This window comes from Ancylomarina sp. YFZ004 (assembly GCF_054254355.1).
Genome location: NZ_JBTCHQ010000004.1, coordinates 325188 through 345071 on the forward strand (window position 1 = coordinate 325188; position 19884 = coordinate 345071).

At 37.4% G+C, this 19884-nt stretch carries 13 protein-coding genes; 5 read left to right on the forward strand and 8 right to left on the reverse strand.

Annotated features, from left to right (window positions below; translation table 11 throughout):
- The first annotated feature begins 287 nt into the window (after positions 1–287).
- From serC to ACXR6G_RS09080, 5 genes are all read left to right on the forward strand, one after another.
- Positions 288–1364 carry a 3-phosphoserine/phosphohydroxythreonine transaminase gene (gene serC / locus ACXR6G_RS09060; protein WP_458361099.1) on the forward strand — a complete coding sequence of 359 codons (1077 nt, stop codon included), beginning with the start codon at positions 288–290 and terminating at the stop codon, positions 1362–1364.
- A gap of 150 nt (positions 1365–1514) precedes the next feature.
- Positions 1515–2438 carry a 3-phosphoglycerate dehydrogenase gene (locus ACXR6G_RS09065; RefSeq protein WP_458361100.1) on the forward strand — a complete coding sequence of 308 codons (924 nt, stop codon included), beginning with the start codon at positions 1515–1517 and terminating at the stop codon, positions 2436–2438.
- A gap of 73 nt (positions 2439–2511) precedes the next feature.
- Positions 2512–3762 carry a DUF1015 domain-containing protein gene (locus ACXR6G_RS09070; RefSeq protein WP_458361101.1) on the forward strand — a complete coding sequence of 417 codons (1251 nt, stop codon included), beginning with the start codon at positions 2512–2514 and terminating at the stop codon, positions 3760–3762.
- 173 nt (positions 3763–3935) lie between these two features.
- On the forward strand, positions 3936–5162 hold the full coding sequence (locus tag ACXR6G_RS09075; protein WP_458361102.1) for a DUF438 domain-containing protein: 1227 nt from the start codon (positions 3936–3938) through the stop codon (positions 5160–5162).
- Positions 5163–5249: 87 nt separating this feature from the next.
- Positions 5250–5972 carry a hypothetical protein gene (locus ACXR6G_RS09080; protein WP_458361103.1) on the forward strand — a complete coding sequence of 241 codons (723 nt, stop codon included), beginning with the start codon at positions 5250–5252 and terminating at the stop codon, positions 5970–5972.
- Here the strand turns inward: ACXR6G_RS09080 and ACXR6G_RS09085 are convergent.
- From ACXR6G_RS09085 to ACXR6G_RS09120, 8 genes are all read right to left on the reverse strand, one after another.
- Positions 5969–8032 (reverse strand): tetratricopeptide repeat-containing sensor histidine kinase, encoded by a 2064-nt coding sequence (locus tag ACXR6G_RS09085; RefSeq protein WP_458361104.1) that lies wholly within the window; start codon positions 8030–8032, stop codon positions 5969–5971. The genes ACXR6G_RS09080 and ACXR6G_RS09085 overlap by 4 nt on opposite strands.
- 176 nt (positions 8033–8208) lie before the next feature.
- Entirely contained in the window at positions 8209–10233 is a 2025-nt protein-coding gene (locus ACXR6G_RS09090; protein ID WP_458361105.1) for an MGH1-like glycoside hydrolase domain-containing protein, read from the reverse strand.
- A 267-nt stretch (positions 10234–10500) separates the two neighbouring features.
- Complete coding sequence (locus ACXR6G_RS09095) at positions 10501–13653, reverse strand: glycoside hydrolase family 2 TIM barrel-domain containing protein (protein WP_458361106.1); 3153 nt, start codon at positions 13651–13653, stop codon at positions 10501–10503.
- Positions 13654–13841: 188 nt separating this feature from the next.
- Positions 13842–14294 carry an IS200/IS605 family transposase gene (tnpA, locus tag ACXR6G_RS09100; protein ID WP_458361107.1) on the reverse strand — a complete coding sequence of 151 codons (453 nt, stop codon included), beginning with the start codon at positions 14292–14294 and terminating at the stop codon, positions 13842–13844.
- A 238-nt stretch (positions 14295–14532) separates the two neighbouring features.
- Positions 14533–16164 carry a dipeptidase gene (locus ACXR6G_RS09105; RefSeq protein WP_458361108.1) on the reverse strand — a complete coding sequence of 544 codons (1632 nt, stop codon included), beginning with the start codon at positions 16162–16164 and terminating at the stop codon, positions 14533–14535.
- Between the two features lie 115 nt (positions 16165–16279).
- The gene (locus tag ACXR6G_RS09110; protein WP_458361109.1) at positions 16280–17602 is read right to left on the reverse strand and encodes a S28 family serine protease; all 1323 of its coding nucleotides are present in this window, start codon (positions 17600–17602) and stop codon (positions 16280–16282) included.
- A 150-nt stretch (positions 17603–17752) separates the two neighbouring features.
- The gene (locus ACXR6G_RS09115) at positions 17753–18793 is read right to left on the reverse strand and encodes a proline racemase family protein (protein ID WP_458361110.1); all 1041 of its coding nucleotides are present in this window, start codon (positions 18791–18793) and stop codon (positions 17753–17755) included.
- Positions 18794–18848: 55 nt separating this feature from the next.
- Positions 18849–19808 carry an ornithine cyclodeaminase family protein gene (locus tag ACXR6G_RS09120; protein ID WP_458361111.1) on the reverse strand — a complete coding sequence of 320 codons (960 nt, stop codon included), beginning with the start codon at positions 19806–19808 and terminating at the stop codon, positions 18849–18851.
- Positions 19809–19884 lie beyond the last annotated feature (76 nt).

The window sequence follows — 19884 nt, forward strand, 5'->3', positions numbered from 1 at the left end:
GATTTGCCAATTTTAATCTGCATATATATATTAAACGCCTGCTTGTGATACATCACAAGCAAGCGTTTTTTTTGTTGCATTAGGTATCATAGATGAAAACGATTTCGAATGTTGATTGATTTGTTATTTAACTGTTAGATATTCAATTGTATATAGCGATATGGGGAGCTGTGCTTTTTTTTGTTGAAAAACATATAAAAAAAGAATTTTGACAAGTAAATTCTTCATTTTTATTTGCAAATTTGCGGATGAATATGCAAACGTTCACATTTTAAAAAATATTGAAGATGAAAGTACATAATTTTTCTGCAGGACCCTCAATCCTTCCAGACGTAACAGTAGAAAATACTGCTGCAGCTATTAAGAATTTTGCCGGAACAACTCTTTCTTTAATGGAAGTATCTCACCGTAGCAAAGAATTTGTTGCCGTGATGGACGAAGCTACCTCTTTGTTTAAAGAATTATTGGATATTCCAGCAGGATATTCAGTTGTATTCTTAGGTGGTGGTGCATCGACTCAGTTCTGCATGATTCCTTACAATTTGATGGCTAAGAAATCAGCTTACCTTAACACAGGTGCTTGGGCAAACAAAGCTCAAAAAGAAGCGAAATTATTTGGTGAAGTTGTTGAAGTTGCTTCTTCTAAAGAAACAGTTTACAATTTCATTCCAAAAGGATACGAAATTCCTGCTGATGCAGATTATTTCCATATCACTACAAACAATACCATTTATGGTACTGAGATCAAGTACGACATGGACGTGAATGTACCTCTTGTTGCTGATATGTCTTCTGATATTTTCTCTCGCCCTGTTGATGTATCTAAGTATGCATTGATTTATGGTGGAGCTCAAAAGAATTTAGCACCAGCTGGTGTTACTTTTGTAATCGTTAAAGATGAATTACTAGGTAAAATGGATCGTCAGATTCCTACAATGTTAGATTATACAACTCATATTAAAGGTGAGTCTATGTTTAACACACCTCCAGTAGTTCCTGTATTTGCTGCTCTTCAAACTTTGAGATGGATCAAAGAACAAGGTGGTGTTTCTGCAATGCAGAAAATGAACGAAGATAAAGCTGCGGTTCTTTACAATGAGATTGACCGTAACCCAATGTTCAAAGGTACTGTTATCAACAAAGAAGATCGTTCATTAATGAATATCTGTTTTGTAATGACTGACGAGTACAAAGAATTAGAAAAAGAATTTTACGATTTCGCTACTTCTAAAGGTATGTCTGGAATTAAAGGTCACCGTTCAGTTGGTGGTTTCCGTGCTTCTACTTACAATGCTTTACCAAAAGCAAGTGTACAGGCATTAGCAGACTGCATGACAGAATTCGAAACAATGCATGTAAAGTAATTACCTGATTATATGGATTTGAGTATGGCAACATACTCAAATCTTTATTTTGAGTCATTAAAGCATGAGGAACGACTAAAGGGATCCGATATGGATAACTTCGATTTGGCTGGCAATGACATTTTATTTTTAACGTTTTAAAATAATAAAATGACTAAAGTTTTAATTGCAACCGATAAACCTTTTGCTCCTGCTGCTGTAAACGCGATTCGCGAAGTAGTTGAAGGTGCAGGATATGAACTAGCTTTGCTAGAGTCATACACAGATAAGGCTGAATTAATAGCAGCTGTTGCTGATGTTGATGGAATGATTATTCGTTCTGACAAAGCAACTCGCGAGGTGCTTGAAGCAGCTAAAAACCTAAAGGTAATTGTACGTGCCGGTGCAGGATACGATAATATCGATCTTGAAGCTTGTACTGAAAAAGGTATTGTGGCCATGAATACACCTGGTCAAAACTCGAACGCTGTAGCTGAGCTAGCATTAGGAATGATGGTTTTCCTTGCTCGTAAAGGTTATAACGGAAAAGCTGGTGTTGAGTTAAGAGGTAAGAATATCGGTATTCATGCTTATGGTAACGTAGGAAGACATGTTGCTAATATTGCTAAAGGTTTCGGAATGACAGTTTATGCATTCGATCCTTTTGTTGCAAAAGAAGCTATTGAAGCTGATGGAGTTAAGGCAGTAGACACCGTGGAAGAGCTTTATAGCACTTGTCACTATGTTTCGTTGCATATTCCTGCCAACGACAAGACTAAGAAATCAATTAATTACGATTTGTTGAACAAGATGCCTGAGGGTGGTATCCTTGTTAACACAGCTCGTAAAGAAGTGATTGACGAAGAAGGTATGTTGAAACTTATGGAAGATCGTAAAGATTTTGCTTATATCTCAGACATCGCACCTGACTGTAAAGATGAATTTGCTGCTAAATATGAAGGCCGCTTTTTCTTTACTCCTAAGAAAATGGGAGCACAAACTGCTGAAGCAAACATTAACGCTGGTATTGCCGGAGCTAATCAGATTGTGAACCTTATTGAAAAAGGAGACGAAACATTTAGAGTGAATAAGTAGTCGATTAAATTCGATTACAAGGTTCCTTAAATTTTACAGAAAATAAAATACCAAACATACAAAATACCTAATCATGGCAATTGTAAAACCATTTAGAGGCTTACGCCCAACAAAAGATATCGCTAAAGATTTAGCATGTTTACCATATGACGTAATGAACTCGGAAGAAGCTGCACAGATGGCTGAAGGTAAAGATTGTTCTTTACTTCATATCACTCGTGCTGAGATCGACTGTCCTGCTGGAACAGACGTTCACTCTAACGAAGTTTACGAAAAATCAGTATCTAACCTTAAGCTATGGCAAGAAAAAGGTTGGTTAAAGCAAGATTCAGAAGCTAAATTCTATATCTATGCTCAAACTATGGACGGACGTACTCAGTACGGTATCGTTGCAAATGCTGCTTGTGAAGACTACAAAACTGGTGTGATCAAGAAGCATGAGCTTACTCGTCCAGACAAAGAGGAAGATCGTATGATCTTAACTCGTTATACAGAGGCTAACCTTGAGCCAGTATTCTTTTCATACAAAGCTGTTCCAGAGATTGACGCTATCGTAGCTAATATCGTAAAGAACGAAGAAGCTGAGTACGATTTTGTTGCTGAAGACGGATTCGGTCACCATTTCTGGCCTGTAAACGATGCAGCTATTAACAAAGAGTTGGAAGAGTTGTTCGCAGCTAAAGTTCCTTCTACTTACGTAGCTGATGGTCATCATAGAACAGCTGCTGCTGCTCGTATTGGTGATGAGTTTGCTGCTAAGAACCCTAATCATACAGGTGATGAAGAGTATAACTTCTTTATGGCTGTTCACTTCCCAGATGATCAATTGGCAATTATCGATTACAATCGTGTAGCTAAAGATCTTAACGGAATGACTGAAGTTGAATTCCTAGCTAAATTGGAAGAGACTTTCGCAGTTGAGTGCATGGGTGAGGAAATTTACAAGCCAGCTAAACTTCATGAGTTCTCTATGTATTTAGATAACAAATGGTACAAGCTAAATGCTAAAGAAGGTACTTATGATGATAAGGATCCTATTGGTGTATTGGACGTAACAATCCTTTCAAGCCATGTATTGGATAACCTATTAGATGTTAAAGATCTTCGTACAACGACTCGTGTTGAGTTCGTAGGTGGTATTCGTGGATTAGGAGAGTTGAAGAAACGTGTTGACAATGGTAGCATGAAAGTTGCTTTTGCTTTATACGCAGTTTCTATGCAGCAGTTAATTGATATTGCTGATACAGGTAACATCATGCCTCCTAAGACAACTTGGTTTGAGCCTAAACTACGTTCAGGATTATTGATTCATAAATTGGACTAATTCCAATTTTATCATATTTTTTTAAAGGGAATGCCAATTGGCATTCCCTTTTTTTATACTAGATCTCGATCTAAACTATGATCCTTATGTTTTTTCAATTAAAAGAGAATTTGAAATGGAATATTTATTGAAAATAGCGTAAATTATAAGTTTGAAATCAATAAGCTAAAACTATGTCAGAATTTATAAATAATACCCAAGCTAGAATAGACTCCCTTTACGATTTTTGCTATCGATTAACGATTGGAGAGAAAGGGGGAGAGCTAATTAAAAAACATCAGGCTGCGATTGATGATTTAACAGCCAATGATATCATTCTTGTAGTTCATCGACTGGTAGAATCTGATTTACCAATGGGGGATTTAAAAATTGGAATTAATAAGGCCCTCAATGTTTTTCACAAACAAATACTATCTCAAGAACCAGTCTCATTACCCGAAGATCATTTTTTGACTTATCTGAAAAAAGAAAACCGAGAGCTTGAAAGACGGTTGCAAAATTTGAAATCCTGGGTCAAAGATTTTAATAATGAGAATCTTGATGTTGCGAAAGTATCTGAACATCTAAGAATAGGGGTTGAAGATCTGATGCAAATGGAAAAGCATTATATCAGAAAAGAGAATATACTTTTTCCATATTTCGAAAAAGAGTATCCTCAATACAAATGCCTTGGGGTTATGTGGTCTATTCATGATGATATCAGAAATAGGCAGAAGGCCTTATTAATGGCTCTTTTGGAAGTTAACTTGGATAAAAAGCATATTAATAAGCTTTTGGGCGATCTGTTTTTTGATATGTACACTATTATCTTCAGAGAAGAATATCTATTGTTTCCTATTGCTCTCAACGCTGTAAACCAAGATGCTTGGGAAGACATGTTACAGCAAAGTGAAGAATTGGGTTATGCTTATATTCAGGTTCCTAAGCTTAAGAAAGAGAAGCCGTTGAAAGCTGATAAATCATTTGAATCTGATTTTTTAAGTGATAATAAATTGGAAAACACGCTTCTTAATTTCGATACAGGTTTGATGACCTTAAAACAAGCCATTTTATTATTGAATAATCTGCCTGTTGATATTACGATGATTGATGAGAATGATAAGGTTTGCTTCTTTTCAAACCCTAAAGAACGATTCTTTCCGCGATCAAAGGCAATAATAGGACGTACTGTTCAGAATTGTCATCCTCCAGAGAGTGTTCATATTGTTGATGAGTTGGTACGAGCTTTTAGAGATGGAAGTAAGGATAGTGAGCCTTTTTGGATAGAAATGAAGGGACGTTTTATTCTGATCCAATACTTTGCTCTTAGAGATGAGAAAGGTGCTTATAAAGGCTGTATCGAGGTTAGTCAAGATTTGACAGATATACGTAAACTGACAGGTGAAAAACGTTTAATGTAGTTTGAAACATTGGTGTGAGATAAGCTGGGAATTATTTGTTTCAGCTTATTTCATTATATTTACTTTCCAAATTAAAAGACTTAGCTCATGAAGTTTGATTACTGTAAAGATGATATGATTCTAAAGGTTTATCCAACGGTGAGCGCCTGTTTCGAAGAAGCTTTTTCGTTGATGAAAAAGCATTTTTGGATGCTGATTTTGATCATCTTTGTAGGTGCGGCTATAGAGACTCCAATGTGGCTGATGCAGCAAACTCAACCAAGTGCTGATGGCTTTGATTTTACATTCAGTATTTTACAGTTAATTCAGGTAGTTTATTATTTTGCTATCGCATCGATTTACTCTTATGGTGTGATTCATGTTTTCACAAAAGTTGCCAGAAAGAAAGACTTTGTATTTGAGGAAACATTCTTAGGTTTTAGAACTTTTTCTAGGGCTATTCTGAGTCGATTATTAGTTGTGTTGGTAGTTGGTCTCGGACTTGTTCTTTTATTGATTCCTGGTATATTTCTTGCCTGTCGTCTGGTTTTTGTTCCCTACTTAATTATGGATAAAAAGCATAAGGTTGTTGAATCTCTTAAACTGAGTTTTTATATGACCAAAGGATATTTTTTGACCATTCTAGGGATGGGTATTCTTTCATTTATAATCATCATGCTTGGTTTGGTTCTATTAGGCTTTGGTATTTTAATCTCAATAGTGTGGATAAATACAGCTTTTGCAGTATTCTACAATGCAGCTGAGGATCTTCACTATGTTGATTCTTGTAAAGAAGTAGGTATCATACCTGAAGAGAAAGATGAAGCTTAACCTATCGGGTTAGGAGGGAGTGCTTTCACAGTTATTGGTAAGGAGATTGTAATATTACTGCCTTTTCCAACTTCACTTTCAACATGTATCGTTCCCTTATTTTTCTCAACAAGTTCTTTTACTAATATCAAACCTAAACCTGTTCCTTTTTCATTTTCGGTTCCAGCTGTACTTGAATTTTCATTGATATTGAAAAGTTTATTAATTTTATCGTTTGTCATACCAATTCCCGAATCTTGTACGGATATAAGAACATTTTGCTGTTCTAATTTTGATGTAATTTGAATAGAACCATTTTGTGGTGTGAATTTTATAGAATTACTAATAAGATTGCACAAACAAATTTGGAGTATATCTTTATCAGATATAAGTTTAAGTTCGTTTTGAATAAATGATTCTAGTTGTATCGATTTTATTTTTGCATTACCAGTTTGAACAGCAATACAATCTGAAACTAAATCTTGAACTAAAAACTCCTGAGGGTTTACTTTAATCTGACCTCTTTGAGAGCGAGACCAGTTTAGTAGATTCTCGAGTAAAGAAAATGTGTTAATCGAAGTGTTATGCAGATCGTTTATAAGTTCTTTTTTTTCTTCATTTGAAAATGAATCAAAGTCCGCATCAAGAATTCGTGTTAGGCTAATGATGACATGAAAAGGATTGATTAAATCGTGAGCTATAATAGAGAAAAATTTATCTTTTGTGGCATTTAACTCTTGTAGAACGATTTTTGTTTTTTCTAATTCTTCATATTGTTGGGATATTTTATCATTTTTTTCTTTAAGAATTTTATTTCTTTTTCTATTACGACGTAAATTGAAACCAACGTACCCAATGAATATAAGGATGATTAGCGAAAGTATTTGAAAGAATGTTGTGATATTAGATTGACGCTTAATTTCAATTTCTTGAATAATATTCTGAGATTTTAGATATTTATTTTCCTTGTTTTTAGTTTTCAAGTTATAAACAGTATTCATTCGTGCTATTTGCGAATTATACTTATTTCCTACTATGGAATCTTTTGCTGTTGAATATTTTTTGAGAAAATCAGAGGCGAGTTTGTATTTTCCTAAATCGTAGTAAATTTCAGATAAATATTTTGAGACATCCTTTATGCCTTCAATATTGTTTATCTTATGAGTAATGCTATCAGCTTGCATGAAATGATCGATGGCTCGTTTTTTATCACCCATTTCAGAATAGAGTTTCCCAATTTGGATCAAACTTGAAACCATCTTATCATATTCAGAATTTGCTCGTCTAATTTCAAGAGCTTTTTCAAAATTATCAAGTGCGCTCTCGTAGTCTCTTATTTTTAAATCTATGTACCCCAGGTTGTTGAAGTAGTTAGAAAAACTTGAATGTTTTTCGTCTTTAATTATAGGTTTTGATTTGTGGTAATAATAACGAGCACTATCATAATTGCACTTCATCGTATGTACTGATGCGATATTATTGAGTAGTGGTTTTGAATATTCTTTAAAGTTATTTGAGTTTGCCAGATGAATTGATTTGTAAAAAAAATCTAAAGCTAAATCGTAATTATCCATACTATAATAAACTATCCCCAAATTCAGGTGAGTTTTCAAATAGAGCTCAGAATCTGTATTATTTGCGATTATTTCTAGAGATTTGTATAGGTATTGAAGAGCTTCTTGGTATTGATTTTGAGATTTCAGACTTAAAGCTAAATTATTTAATGTTTTCACGTAACCGATAGTATCCTTAGATAAGAGATAATAATCTATAGCTTGTAAATTATGCTCTTTGGCTTCTTGATATAAGCCCATCCTATTATGATTAATAGCCATATTATAATTAGCTCTTGCAGTATAATGATTGTTTTGTGCCATTTTACTCTCTATAATTGTCAAAGAGTAATATTTCATGATACTATCAATATTATTTTCTTCTAAATAATAAATGAAAATATCATTACATGTTTCGAGTCTATTTATTCCTTCTGCTTTTTCAAATTTAATCTTCAAACTGTCTATATTAGCTTGAGAGATTTGTATGGAAAGTAAAATTATGAGAATAGTAAATATCGATTTCATAGATGAATTATTTACGTGTTGATAATTATCTAATATACAATAAAATATTTAGGATTTGTTGTTCATAATTGTGGGGATAATATTGAAGTTAAAAGAAAATAAGGGCATCCCAAAATCTGTAAACAGATTTCAAAATACCCTTTATCACCGACTAACTAATAATTAAATGTTGTTTGTTATTTGCTCTCGTCGCTAAGCAGCATCAGATAGTGTGCGGCTGACCACGAGAAATGATTTGCATTCAGTCCTTTTCCGCTGATGGGATGATAATTTTCTCTAATTGGTGCATCTTTAAGTAGACCTTCAGCATTTTGTATTAGCTTTTGACTTAATTGATCAGCTTCTTTTTGGTAACCATACTGTTCCAAAGCTTTTATACCGAAGTAAGCCTGATCCAACCAAACCGGACCTCTCCAATACCCTTTTAAAGGGTTGAACTTCTTATGGTCTGCAACTAAGGTAGGGAAGGGAACTTTTGTTGCAAACTTCGTCGAATCCATAAGGATGGAAACGACTCTTTTCACCTGCTCTTTACTAGCAATACCCGTATAAAGTGGAATCCAACCTTCAGGTCCTTGTTGAACCGTTAATAGCTTACCTGTTACAATTTCTCTATCGTAGAAAAAACCAGTTGCTTCGTCCCAAAAATCAGCAGCTATTCTTTTCTTTAGCGATGAGGCTTCAAGCTTGTAGCTTTTGGCTTCTTCTGCATGACCAATAATTTTAGCCAATTCAGCTAAATCTTCTTTCTCAGCCTGTAAGTAAGCATTCAAGTCTACCGATTCCTGATTCATCGACCAGCCATTTTCATTATTTTTTAGCATTTTAGAATCATCAAAACGAACGGCATTGTCCATTCCAGATTCCCATTTGGCAGCGATGAGTGTTCCATCAGTTGAGCCATATTCACATAATCCGTTCTTATCGTTGTCGCGGTACTGGTACCACCACTTATGATACTTCACCAACTTAGGGTACATTTCATTCACAAATTCAAGATCGGATGTCTCTTTGTAGATTTTTAAAACCGCCCAACTGGCTAATGGTGCTTTGGTATCACGCCAATTATTTTCCTTAGGATCGAAATACACACAATCGGCTACCATACCCATCTCATCCTGATACTGGAACATGGAGTGCAGGTTGCTTTTTGCCAGTTCCGGATTGAAACGCACAAGGGCAACGGCTTGTTTCCAAGAGTCCCAGGACCAAAAGCCATAGAATCCCTGATATGCTGCAGATGGAAAGACACCCGAGTGCTGTAAATCGCCGGCTGCCGATCGCCAGTTAGTCTGTAGGGTTTGCACACACTTTACTGCTAGTTTGCGATTCTCCTCCTTGTCTAGTAATGGATTCTTGCTGTCTAGAGCTTTGTTTAAATAAGCATTCCATCTGCTTTTATTGTCAGCAAATAACTGATCAGTTTCAGATAGCCAATTGTTATATTGACTGGCTTCCTTAGCAGCTTCTTCCTCGTTAAAATAGTAGGAGTGAAGTAAGTTTACATTTAGTGTCTCACCTGAAGTAATCTCTTGCTTATCCTTTAAAAACATTTGGTAGGAATGCTTATCAGGAGAGATTTGAATCGACTTGTCTGAATCGTTATGCATCAGAAGGAATTCATCTCCGTTGGCAAAATCGATTTGCAAACCCTTTTCCGATTCGCTAAGCGCGATATCCTTAGGGAATAACTCACCTTTCCAGCCCACAAAGAGGCTTTGGTTTTTATTGCTTTTGTTTGTGATATCGGTTTTGATAAGAGCCGTTCTATCACTAATAAAAATTAAACTAAGTTTTAGACTTAGATGTTCTAATTCTAGAGTTTGCTCCAATTTACCAGGCTTGTAATTGAGCTCAGCTTTTGCTTTGCTCAAATCGATGGTAGTCATGCTGCTAGCATCAGTCAATTCCAGTTGGCAGAGGTTTTTACTCACCCATTGTCCCCACATTTTCATGCAAAGTGGTCCTGAGAACCCGCCGTAATAGTTCGTACTATCCATATCGGGAAGGGCATACCCATGCCAAGCTCCCATATCGGAAAATCCGAAAGGGTCCAGTTTGTACTGTCCCTGAGGAATGCCCTGAATGTTGAGCACATTGGCCATTTCCTCCTGAAGATTTGTTACTTTATCAGCCTTCGGCTGACAACCACTCCAAACCAGAATAGAGAAAAGTAATATGTATAGGTTTTTATTTTTCATGATGGATAAAATATAAGCTAAAAGTGCGCAAAGATTTACGCTAAGCATGCGATTTAGTGATAGGGTAAAAGTAATACGTTTATGTGTAATAATATTGAAGGGCTAAAGCCCATTTTAACGGGTTAATTAACACCAGCCTAAAGGCTGGTGTTATTGATTTTCTTCCACAAAGTGTCAGGCTTGGCAAATGATACAACTGTATTATACATGTTTTTTTCTTAGCGTCCATTGCGTATACTTAGCGTTCTTTGCGGTTAAAACGATCTTTTATTTAAATCTTAATTTACTCAATTCATTCAAATCCTTTTCACCATTAATAGGGCGTAGAATAAACTCGTAGCTGTAATCTTGTGCAGGAATCGAATATTCCGAGTGCACTGGTGCACCCCATGATGTATCGCCACCAACACCCATTTGCTTGTAATCAATCTGCCAGCTTATGACCTCACCAGTTTTAATTTCAGCTCCATGTTTCTGAGTATTTCCCTTGCCTGAGTGATAGAGTTCTTTATAGTCGAAAGGGAGTGCCGATCCGGCTAATTCAGACTTAGAAAGCACCATGAAACCTAAAGATTGCTCATTGGTAAGAGCCATCCATCTCAAGTTGGTTTTGTTACCGGTTTCCTGTGGGCGTACGTAAGGGTGGTATTGTTCTGCAACGCTACTTTTGTAATGTCCTACCGGATAGCCTGTTTTTCTATCGCTCATGCTCTCCTGAGGGCCACGACCAAACCATTCAATTTGGTTGAAAGACTTAGGCAATTGCATTTGCATCCCAAGGCGTGGTAGCATCGGAATATTATTCGCTTCAGGATGGTAGGTGTTTTTCACTTTAATATCACCATTCCCATAAATCAGATATTGCGTTTCATACTTACTTGAAACAGTTGGGAGATCAAGTGAGATGATCACTTCCACCACCTGATTGCTCAGTTTTTTGCTCTCGAATGAAAGAACTTGAGCTTTTTCACCAGCTTCTTTCCAAGCCTGGCACTTTGCTGGTAGGCCATTACCCAAATCGTTATCGGTAACTGCTCTCCAGAAGAATGGTTTTAAATCCTGAGCCATCAGTTCCTTACCATCGATTTGGTATGAACTTAAACTTCCGGTTTGTTTTGAGAATCGAATCTGAATGTCACCGGCAATTAGGCTTAGCTCGTCTTTGTTCTCTTTTAGTTTTACTTTCCCAAGTGTGCTTGCCGCTTTCACAGACATTACTTTTGATACAGGTAATTGGAACTGTTCCCAGGCAACCAAGTGTCCCTGAGGAACAAGAGGCATCTCATTTTTGCTATGGGCCTGAAGTTCTATGAAGTATTCTTTCCCGGCTTTAGGATCTATAACAGGATATGGAATGCTTATTGTTTTCTCTTCATGTGCCTTTAACGCAATGCCATTCAGTTGTCCTGATGCAATTTCAGTAGCATCTTCGTTTAATGTCCAGCTAAAGTCAAAAGCAGTCATATCTATAAAATCGTGAAGGTTGATGATTTTAAACTGATTGGAAGCGTGATCGATCTTCTCGAATGCGATAGGTTGGTAAACCTTTTTCACTTCCCAAATATGAGGGTGAATTTTTCTGTCACCTGTTATCAATCCATTTGCACAAAAGTTAGAATCATTCTGGATCTTATAAATACCCATATCGCCACCATAGGCAAAAATGGTATCGCCTTTCTCGGTTTCTTTTCTAAAGGTTTGGTCTACCCAATCCCAAATGAAACCGCCTTGAAGCTGTCTTTGTTTGTGAATCAAATCCCAGTAATCTTTCAGATTCCCAACACTATTTCCCATGGCATGAGCGTACTCACACTGAATCAGTGGACGGGTTTGTACCTTCTCGGCATATTTCATCATCTCCCATATGCGGTCGTACATGGGACAGAAGATATCAGTGTTTGATTCCAGACCAGAATCCTCAGACTGAACAGGACGGGAACTGTCTTGCTTCTTTAGCCAGTCATAAGTGGCGTGGAAGTTCTGACCTCTTCCAGTTTCGTTACCCAAAGACCAGATGATAACAGCTGCATGGTTTTTACTGCGCTGAAACATCGACTGGGTTCTGTCCAGAAATGCTTTCTTCCAGTTTGGCTTATTGGCCAATGTTTTCTCCTTATTGTAAGGATCGCAACCGTGAGCTTCGATATTAGCTTCGTCCACCAGGTACAAGCCATACTCATCGCAGAGCTCGTACCAGCGTTCGCGGTTAGGGTAATGTGAATTTCTCACCGCATTAATATTGAATTGTTTCATCAACTCAATGTCTTTAATCATTGATTCTTCTGTAATCACACGACCATTGTCAGCATCGTGCTCGTGACGGTTAACCCCTCTGATCACAATAGGAACTCCATTGATTTGAAGTAGTCCATTCTTGATTTCACTTGTACGGAAACCAATCTTTCGGCGAATGACCTCAATGTTTTTCTTATTCGAAGTTTTCAGGCTAATCTGTAGGTCATATAGTTCAGGTGTTTCTGCAGACCATTTGCGTACATTAGGAATTTCTCCTGTAAAACTCACTTGATTATCACCTTGTTTTAAGCTGGTTTTAATGTCCTGATTAATGACGATTCTATCCCCATCAAAAACCTGAATATTTACGGTTTTACTCTCAGCTTTTGAATCGATCTTATTAAGCTCAACTTCAAGTTTGAACTGACCATGTGTGTAGGTTTCATCCAAGTCGGCATGTGCAAAGAAGTCACGAATATGTGTTTTTGGGCGGGCATACAGATAGACATCTCTCTCGAAACCACTCACTTTCCAATAGTCCTGATCTTCGAGATAAGAACCATCGCTGAAGCGATAAATTTCTACGGCAAGCTGGTTTATACCAGTTTTTACATAGTCAGTAAGATTAAACTCAGCTGGGGTTTTACTCCCCTGACTATAGCCAACCTTTTTGCCATTTACCCACAAATACATGGCTGAGCGCACCCCGCCAAACTGGATGTATATTTCTTCACCATTCCAGTCCGCTGGGATATTAAAATCTCTCTTATAAGATCCAACGGGATTATAATCATGAGGAATAAAAGGTTCGTTGTTTGGGAAAGGGTAGGAGACGTCGGTATAAATAGGCACTCCGTAGCCCTGAAGTTCCCAATGCCCCGGAACCTTAATGTCTTTCCAGTCTGAGATATCGTAATTGGTTTTGTGAAAATCAACAGGACGGTCAGCTGGTTTGCGAACCCAGTTGAATCTCCATGTTCCGTTTAGATTGATGTAGTATTCGGAATTCTCTTTGGTATTCTTAAGCGCATTGTTTAAGTTGCGATAGGCAAAATAACTTGCTCTCGGTTTTTCTTTGTTAATGCCAATGACTTGAGGGTTTTCCCAATCGTTGGCACTTGCTTTCTCTTGAGCAAAAATGCCCTGGTAGAAGAGAATAAGCAATAGCGTTAAAGTTGTTTTCATTTTATGGTTGGTTGTTGATTGTCAATTTATTATCATATTTTAATTCCTTAGTTATTTTAAAACTGTGTTGACTGAGGAATTTTATAATATTAGTACATACTTTTTAGCCCAGAATGGGCGATATTTGAATAACCGTCCATGAAATGGACGGTAGATATAGGTCTTGAATTTTCCCCGAAGGGGGTAAACTATTTTAAGAAATATCTTTCATCAATTTCAATACCTTCTTCTTCTTCGAGCAATCTTCTAAATTCATTTGAAAAGGATTCAGTTTTATGATGATCTTGCTGATTTTTAATATATTTAACCACTCTAGTTTTATCTTTAAAAGACACGGTTAATGCGGCATAACCATCTGACCATCCTTTAAATTCACGATACTCAGTTTGTTGCTTAAGCCATACCGAAGAGGATGTTTTTATTTCTCTCATCAAATCTGCTAGAGCAACACTCGGATGTAAATCAGTTATAATGTGTAGGTGATCTTGCATTCCATTTATTCTATATAAATGACAATCTTTCTTTTTAATTATCCCCATGATATAAGCGTATAATTTATCATTATGCTCTAAAGGGAGTGTTTTAAGGCTATTTTTTGTTCTAAAAACAATATGATAAAGAATTTGTCTATAACTGCCCATAGCGAGATTGTTTGTTCACCCCTTTCAGGGATGATGTTCATTTTTCATTGTACCGTCCACTTCATGGACGGTTATTCAAATTTAGCCACTTCGTGGCATTATGAGTTTTTTTATAAAGTAAATCTAAGAAACGAGCATGTGTAAATTACCACACACAGGTAGATTATTGTTCAAGAAACTTCCATATGGCAATTTAAAAACAAATTATAAACATCTAAAAAGGCTAATCCCTAATTGTTTAGCTTCCTTGTTTATTATTGGTGTATTTGGTAATTAGAATGTTCCTGATTTGAGTATACAAATCGACCACACCTTGCATATTTTCATTGCTTTTCTGAGTTAGGAATGCCTTAGCCTTTTTAGGGCTTTTATTATAAAGAGCTGTTGCTTTTTTGTCGTTAACTTCTAAGTTGTCGAATAAACTTTGCTGAAACGGATCACGATACAGTTGCATATCCTTAACGGCATCTTGCCAACGCAAATACATCAGGTTATCTACAAAATCGATGGCCCAACGTGCCGACTCCGGATTGAATTGATTCGGGTCGTAGTTTTTATATGACTGATGAATCTCCTGTGTACCGGCATAAATAGGCACATAGGGAGAAGTGAACTGATTGTCCTGGAATACCCAGTAAACCCCGCCAATGGCATCGGGTAACCACGATCTCAACTGACAAATCATGCCATAATTGCCTTTGGATACATTTCTGCGATTGGTTATGTCCAGCAATTCACGCATAGCTGTTGTTGGGAAAGGAGTCGTTAAGGGACTCTTCTCTAGTTTTCCATCTTGTGTTGGTACATACCAATCCGGGTCGGATGTTTTATCGTAAATGGTTCCTTCGAATGTCGATCGCTGAAAAGCCATGATATCCTGAACTGAGATTTTCTTTTCAGGCTTAACTGAGAAAGGGTAGCTCGAAACATCCTCAACAAATTGGTGGTAGGCATCCTGTCCCTTGTAAGGGTTATTTAGGCTACGATCAGGCCAATCCTTGAAATTGGGCGCAAAACTGCTGTAGAATAACCAAAAACGACTACTGGCCCATTCACGAAAGCAAGGACTGTAAGCTTCCTGCCATATGAAAGGTTTGCCCGAATCTTCTTTGTACCATCCATGATCGATGGCTACCTGCTTGTAATTATCTGATGCCATAAACCATTCTGGTTTTTCAAGATCGATCTCTTTAATGATGCTCCAGTTAGGTACAATAGCGATGTGATCGTCTGGCACACGTTGTGCAGCCCAAATAGCACCCGGTTTTCCTGACTCAGGTGTCCAATCCTTACCAACAGCCACAATTTCAAGTACCCAAACCTCATTGGGATCAGCTATGCATAGGGCTTCTGATTCAGGTCCACATGAAGGTAGAAAACCGTATTGGTTCATCAGTGAAGTGATTAGCTTTATGGCCTCGCGAGCTGTTTTGCAACGCTGTAGGGCGAAAATCATGGCTTGTTCTACAGTCATAATTTGTTTGCCACTTTCTCTGTCAACCTGTAATTCTGGTTTTTGACTCATGGTACTTTCGGCAATAGCCAGTTGGTACTCATTCATATGCGAATAGGCTGAATGAAAGTAGGTGTAGGTTTGCTCCACTTGAGGAATTTGACCTATAATCTCACCGTAATTATCCAATGCACCATTTATTTCTTGCAAGCCATAATAAACAGGCGTCATGCTTCCAGCTGGGAATTTCTGCCCATGTACGACACGAATTCGGGTATCGTTTCCCCCGTAGGTGTGTGAGGTGATTACTGAACCGTCTACAGTTGCCTTTTTACCAGCTACAATGTCGGTACAGGCATTGGCTTGTTGCCATATAAGCAAAAACGTTAGTAAGGGTATGATTAGTAGTTTTTTCATGGTTTTTATTTTTATAGAGGCGCACGGCCGTCTTTACGGATGTGTGTCTATACGTTTGTGCATCTGTTGTTTATTGTCGGAAAACTGATAATCGAAAACAATTTTATTAACTCTTTCACCCTTTTACTTTTTCACTTTTCAACTTTTGTTCGTCAATCTCCATTTCCAACCAGACCTCCAGTGTTCTCACAATCTCTTTTTGCATCTGGGTAGGGAAGCTTTTGATTCGGGTTCTGTGAGCACCAGCTGGATTAATGAATTTCTGACACTTATCGTTACCCTTTAGCTCCACCTGAGTGGCTGACCATGTATCATATTCACCATAGATGAATAGCATTTTTTCAGCATCGGCTTGTAACCATTGATTTACGGCTATCATCGATTCCGGATTGAAAGTCCCATCAACACCTTCGGGTAGGGTGAAGTCGAAAGTTAGATCTTTATCGTATTTGATGTATTTACTAAAAGGAGAAACTTCGTATGAGTACATGCCAATCTCAGTTAATGCCTGATAGAAGAAAGGCTGTTGAGTAATAATATCTTTGGCTTCAAAGAAAGAGAATGGTGAAGTTTTAGTTAGATGTTTGAATAAGTCTTCGGCATTGGCATCTGAGTTTGGAATTTCATTAAGGCTAGTATTTCCCCATTGCCAAAAAGCAAAGGAATATTCTAAAATATTCAAATCTAAAGCACCTTCTATTCCCATAGAAAACTCCCATTTCTTTTTAGTTGTTAATTCTTCAAGAAGCCTTAGTAGTTTATCTTTCTTTTCGAAACAAGCTATCTGAAAATCGTTAACCTTTTTTCTAGCATCTTCACTTCCTACTGTTGCCAGATGTTGATGAATTCTTTTGTCCTCACGACTCAGATTCATAGGAGCCACATAAGGTACAGATACATCGACATCATTGGGGTAAAAGTAACGGTGGTAAATGGTCGTTTGTCCACCTTTACTAATACCTGTAGAGATCCACTTGTTCTTGTAGATCTTTCTCAAAGCCTGAATAATGGCATGTTGATCTGCAGCAGCTTGTTTAATGGTGAGTTTGTCCCATTGCAGACTATCTGGTCTCGATTGTTTAAAATAGCGATGTTCGATGGTCAATTGATTGGCATCGATTAGTTTGCTGAGTTCTCCGGCTTTTTGGGTCCATATATTATAGCCTTGAATCTCTACAACCATTGGTTTTGATAGATCATGATGACCCAAAAGAACTCTTTGCTTAAAACTACCGAGTTCGGGTTTTTCATGATCGATAGGCTGTGTGAACCACATTTCGAAGTAATCGGTGAATGTGGTATCGCCTACAATCTTTTCGACACTAACATTGGGTAGTTCTTTGAGTTGAGTGAGTAGATCTTTGGTTTGGGTCTGGCAGGCAGCTGATATCCAAATAAAAGCGATGATTAATAAATAGTTGAATTTTTGACGTTGCATATGCTTATAATTTCATGTTTGAGTGTTCATAGTAAAAAGAAAACCTGATAGCCAAAGTCTAAGGCTTATTGCAAATAAGGTGAATCTTATATAATTCTTTCGACTCAGCTTACAGGTTTTCTATCTTCATGGTTGTTGTTGCTTCTTTTTTTATCTAAAAATAAACCCATCCTTTAGAGGATCATTCGGGTCAAAATAAAATTCGTTTTGTCCTGTAATCGATGCAGTGCCACTCACTTCGGGAATTACAGATTGATACTCGTCATATTCAGAAGGCTCGACAACTTTCACAGTCATCGTGCTGCCCAAAATACTTTCGATTGTGATTTCTTCATTTAATTTCAATTCACCTTTTGCGTAATGAATGGCTGCTCTGGCACTCACACCCGATCCTGTTGGAGAACGATCGACTTCGCCTTCAGCAAAAATGCAGACATTGCGAGAGTGATGCTTAGGATCTTCTGCTTTCCCAATGAAGATTGTGCCATATAAAAAGCTCAAATCGTCTTCGAAAGGATGTTTCACCTCGAATTGATCCATAACTGCATATTTTATTTTACGGCCATAGTCTATCAACTTATTATAGTCTGATTCATCAAGACTTAAACCCAGATCGTTAGCTTGTACATAGGCATAAAAGGCTCCGCCATAAGCAAGATCGAATTGAACTTTGCCCAATTCCGGCACATCAACCACCTGATTTTTTAGGGACATAAATGAAGGGACATTCTTAAAAGATACACGCTCAACTTTCCCGCTTTTCCTGAATGCCTGACAGGTAATTTGTCCCGGAGGGGCATCAATTCGGATGATAGGATTGTCTTCATCACGAACCATCATTCCTGTATCCAATACCAGAGTAATCAGTGCAATCATAGCATGTCCACACATGGTACTATAGCCTTCGTTGTGCAAAAAGAAGGTGCCAAAATCTCCATCTTCGCTTGTGGCCTCGGTAATTATAGCGCCATACATATCGGCATGTCCACGAGGTTCCCACATGGTTCCGGTACGGATGTAGTCGTAATTGTCTCGGAAATAACGGCGCTTTTCAAGAATGGTATTGCCTTTAATCTCGGGTAAACCGTGGGTGAATACACGTAGAGGTTCGCCTCCGGTATGCAAATCAATGGTTTTTATTTTTAACCAGTCTTTGGGTGCTTCCCATTTCCAATTGTCAAGTATATTCATCGTTCAAGGATAAAGTAAAAAGGCTTAAGGATAAAGTGAGAAAAACTGATAACATTTATATCTCTATTTTGGTTCCTATATTTAATTCCAGTGCGCGAGTGTATATTTTTTGCGCCATTACCACATCAAATAGGGCCATACCTACAGATTTAAACAGGCTGGTATTTTCATTTGTAGGTTTACCTAAAGTCACAAGTTTACTGATAGGTGTGACTTGTGATTCATCAATTAAAGACTCTTTTAGAGCAGTAGCCACATCTCCCGTTTCTTCTTTGGCAAAAGGTGTATCCACATACAATTTATCCAGAAGAGGGTAGAGTTGTGCAGGAAATTCATGCATATCGGGTATATAGGAACCAATACCAATAAAATGTTTGCCTTTCAATAATTCTGCATCATCAGGTATAACAGCTTGTTTCGAGGTCGTTGTTGTAATTATAATTTGACTCTTTTCTACCAGTTCCCGATTGCTAATGCAGCTTTCAAATTGGACATTAGGTAATTCTACCTGCAGCCTATCTATAAATTCATTTGCTTTTTTTTGCTGTGTGTCGAATACATAGAGCTTTTTGATGGGGCGTACTTTACAGGCAAATAAAGCCTGAGTATAGCCTTGAACTCCTGTGCCAATTATGCCTACTGAATCAGTATTTTTGGGAGTGGTGTATTTGATTCCAATTCCACCTACTGCTCCTGTACGGAAAGCTGTTAAAGCTGCACCGTTCATTAGAGCTAATGCTTCGCCACTTTTACCATCGTTTAAAATCATACTGCCGTAAATGGAAGGTAGGTTTCTTTTTTGATTTTCCGGGTTAACACTAACGAGTTTGGTCCCAAAAAACTGATCGGTAAAACAAGGCATCAAAAGAAGGGTGTTGTCTCCATGGTGTGCGTGCATGCGATCAGGCATATGAAAATCCCCTGCCTCAAAAAGCTGAAAGGCTTCTTCCATAGCAGTAAGCGCCTCCTCGAAGGAAAGTGCAGACCAGATTTCTTTTTGATTTAATATGAGCATGAGGTTAAGGGTAAAGTAATAAGTGAAAAGGTTAAAATGTAAAGTATCAGCTATCTATTATTGGTTGTGTTTACCG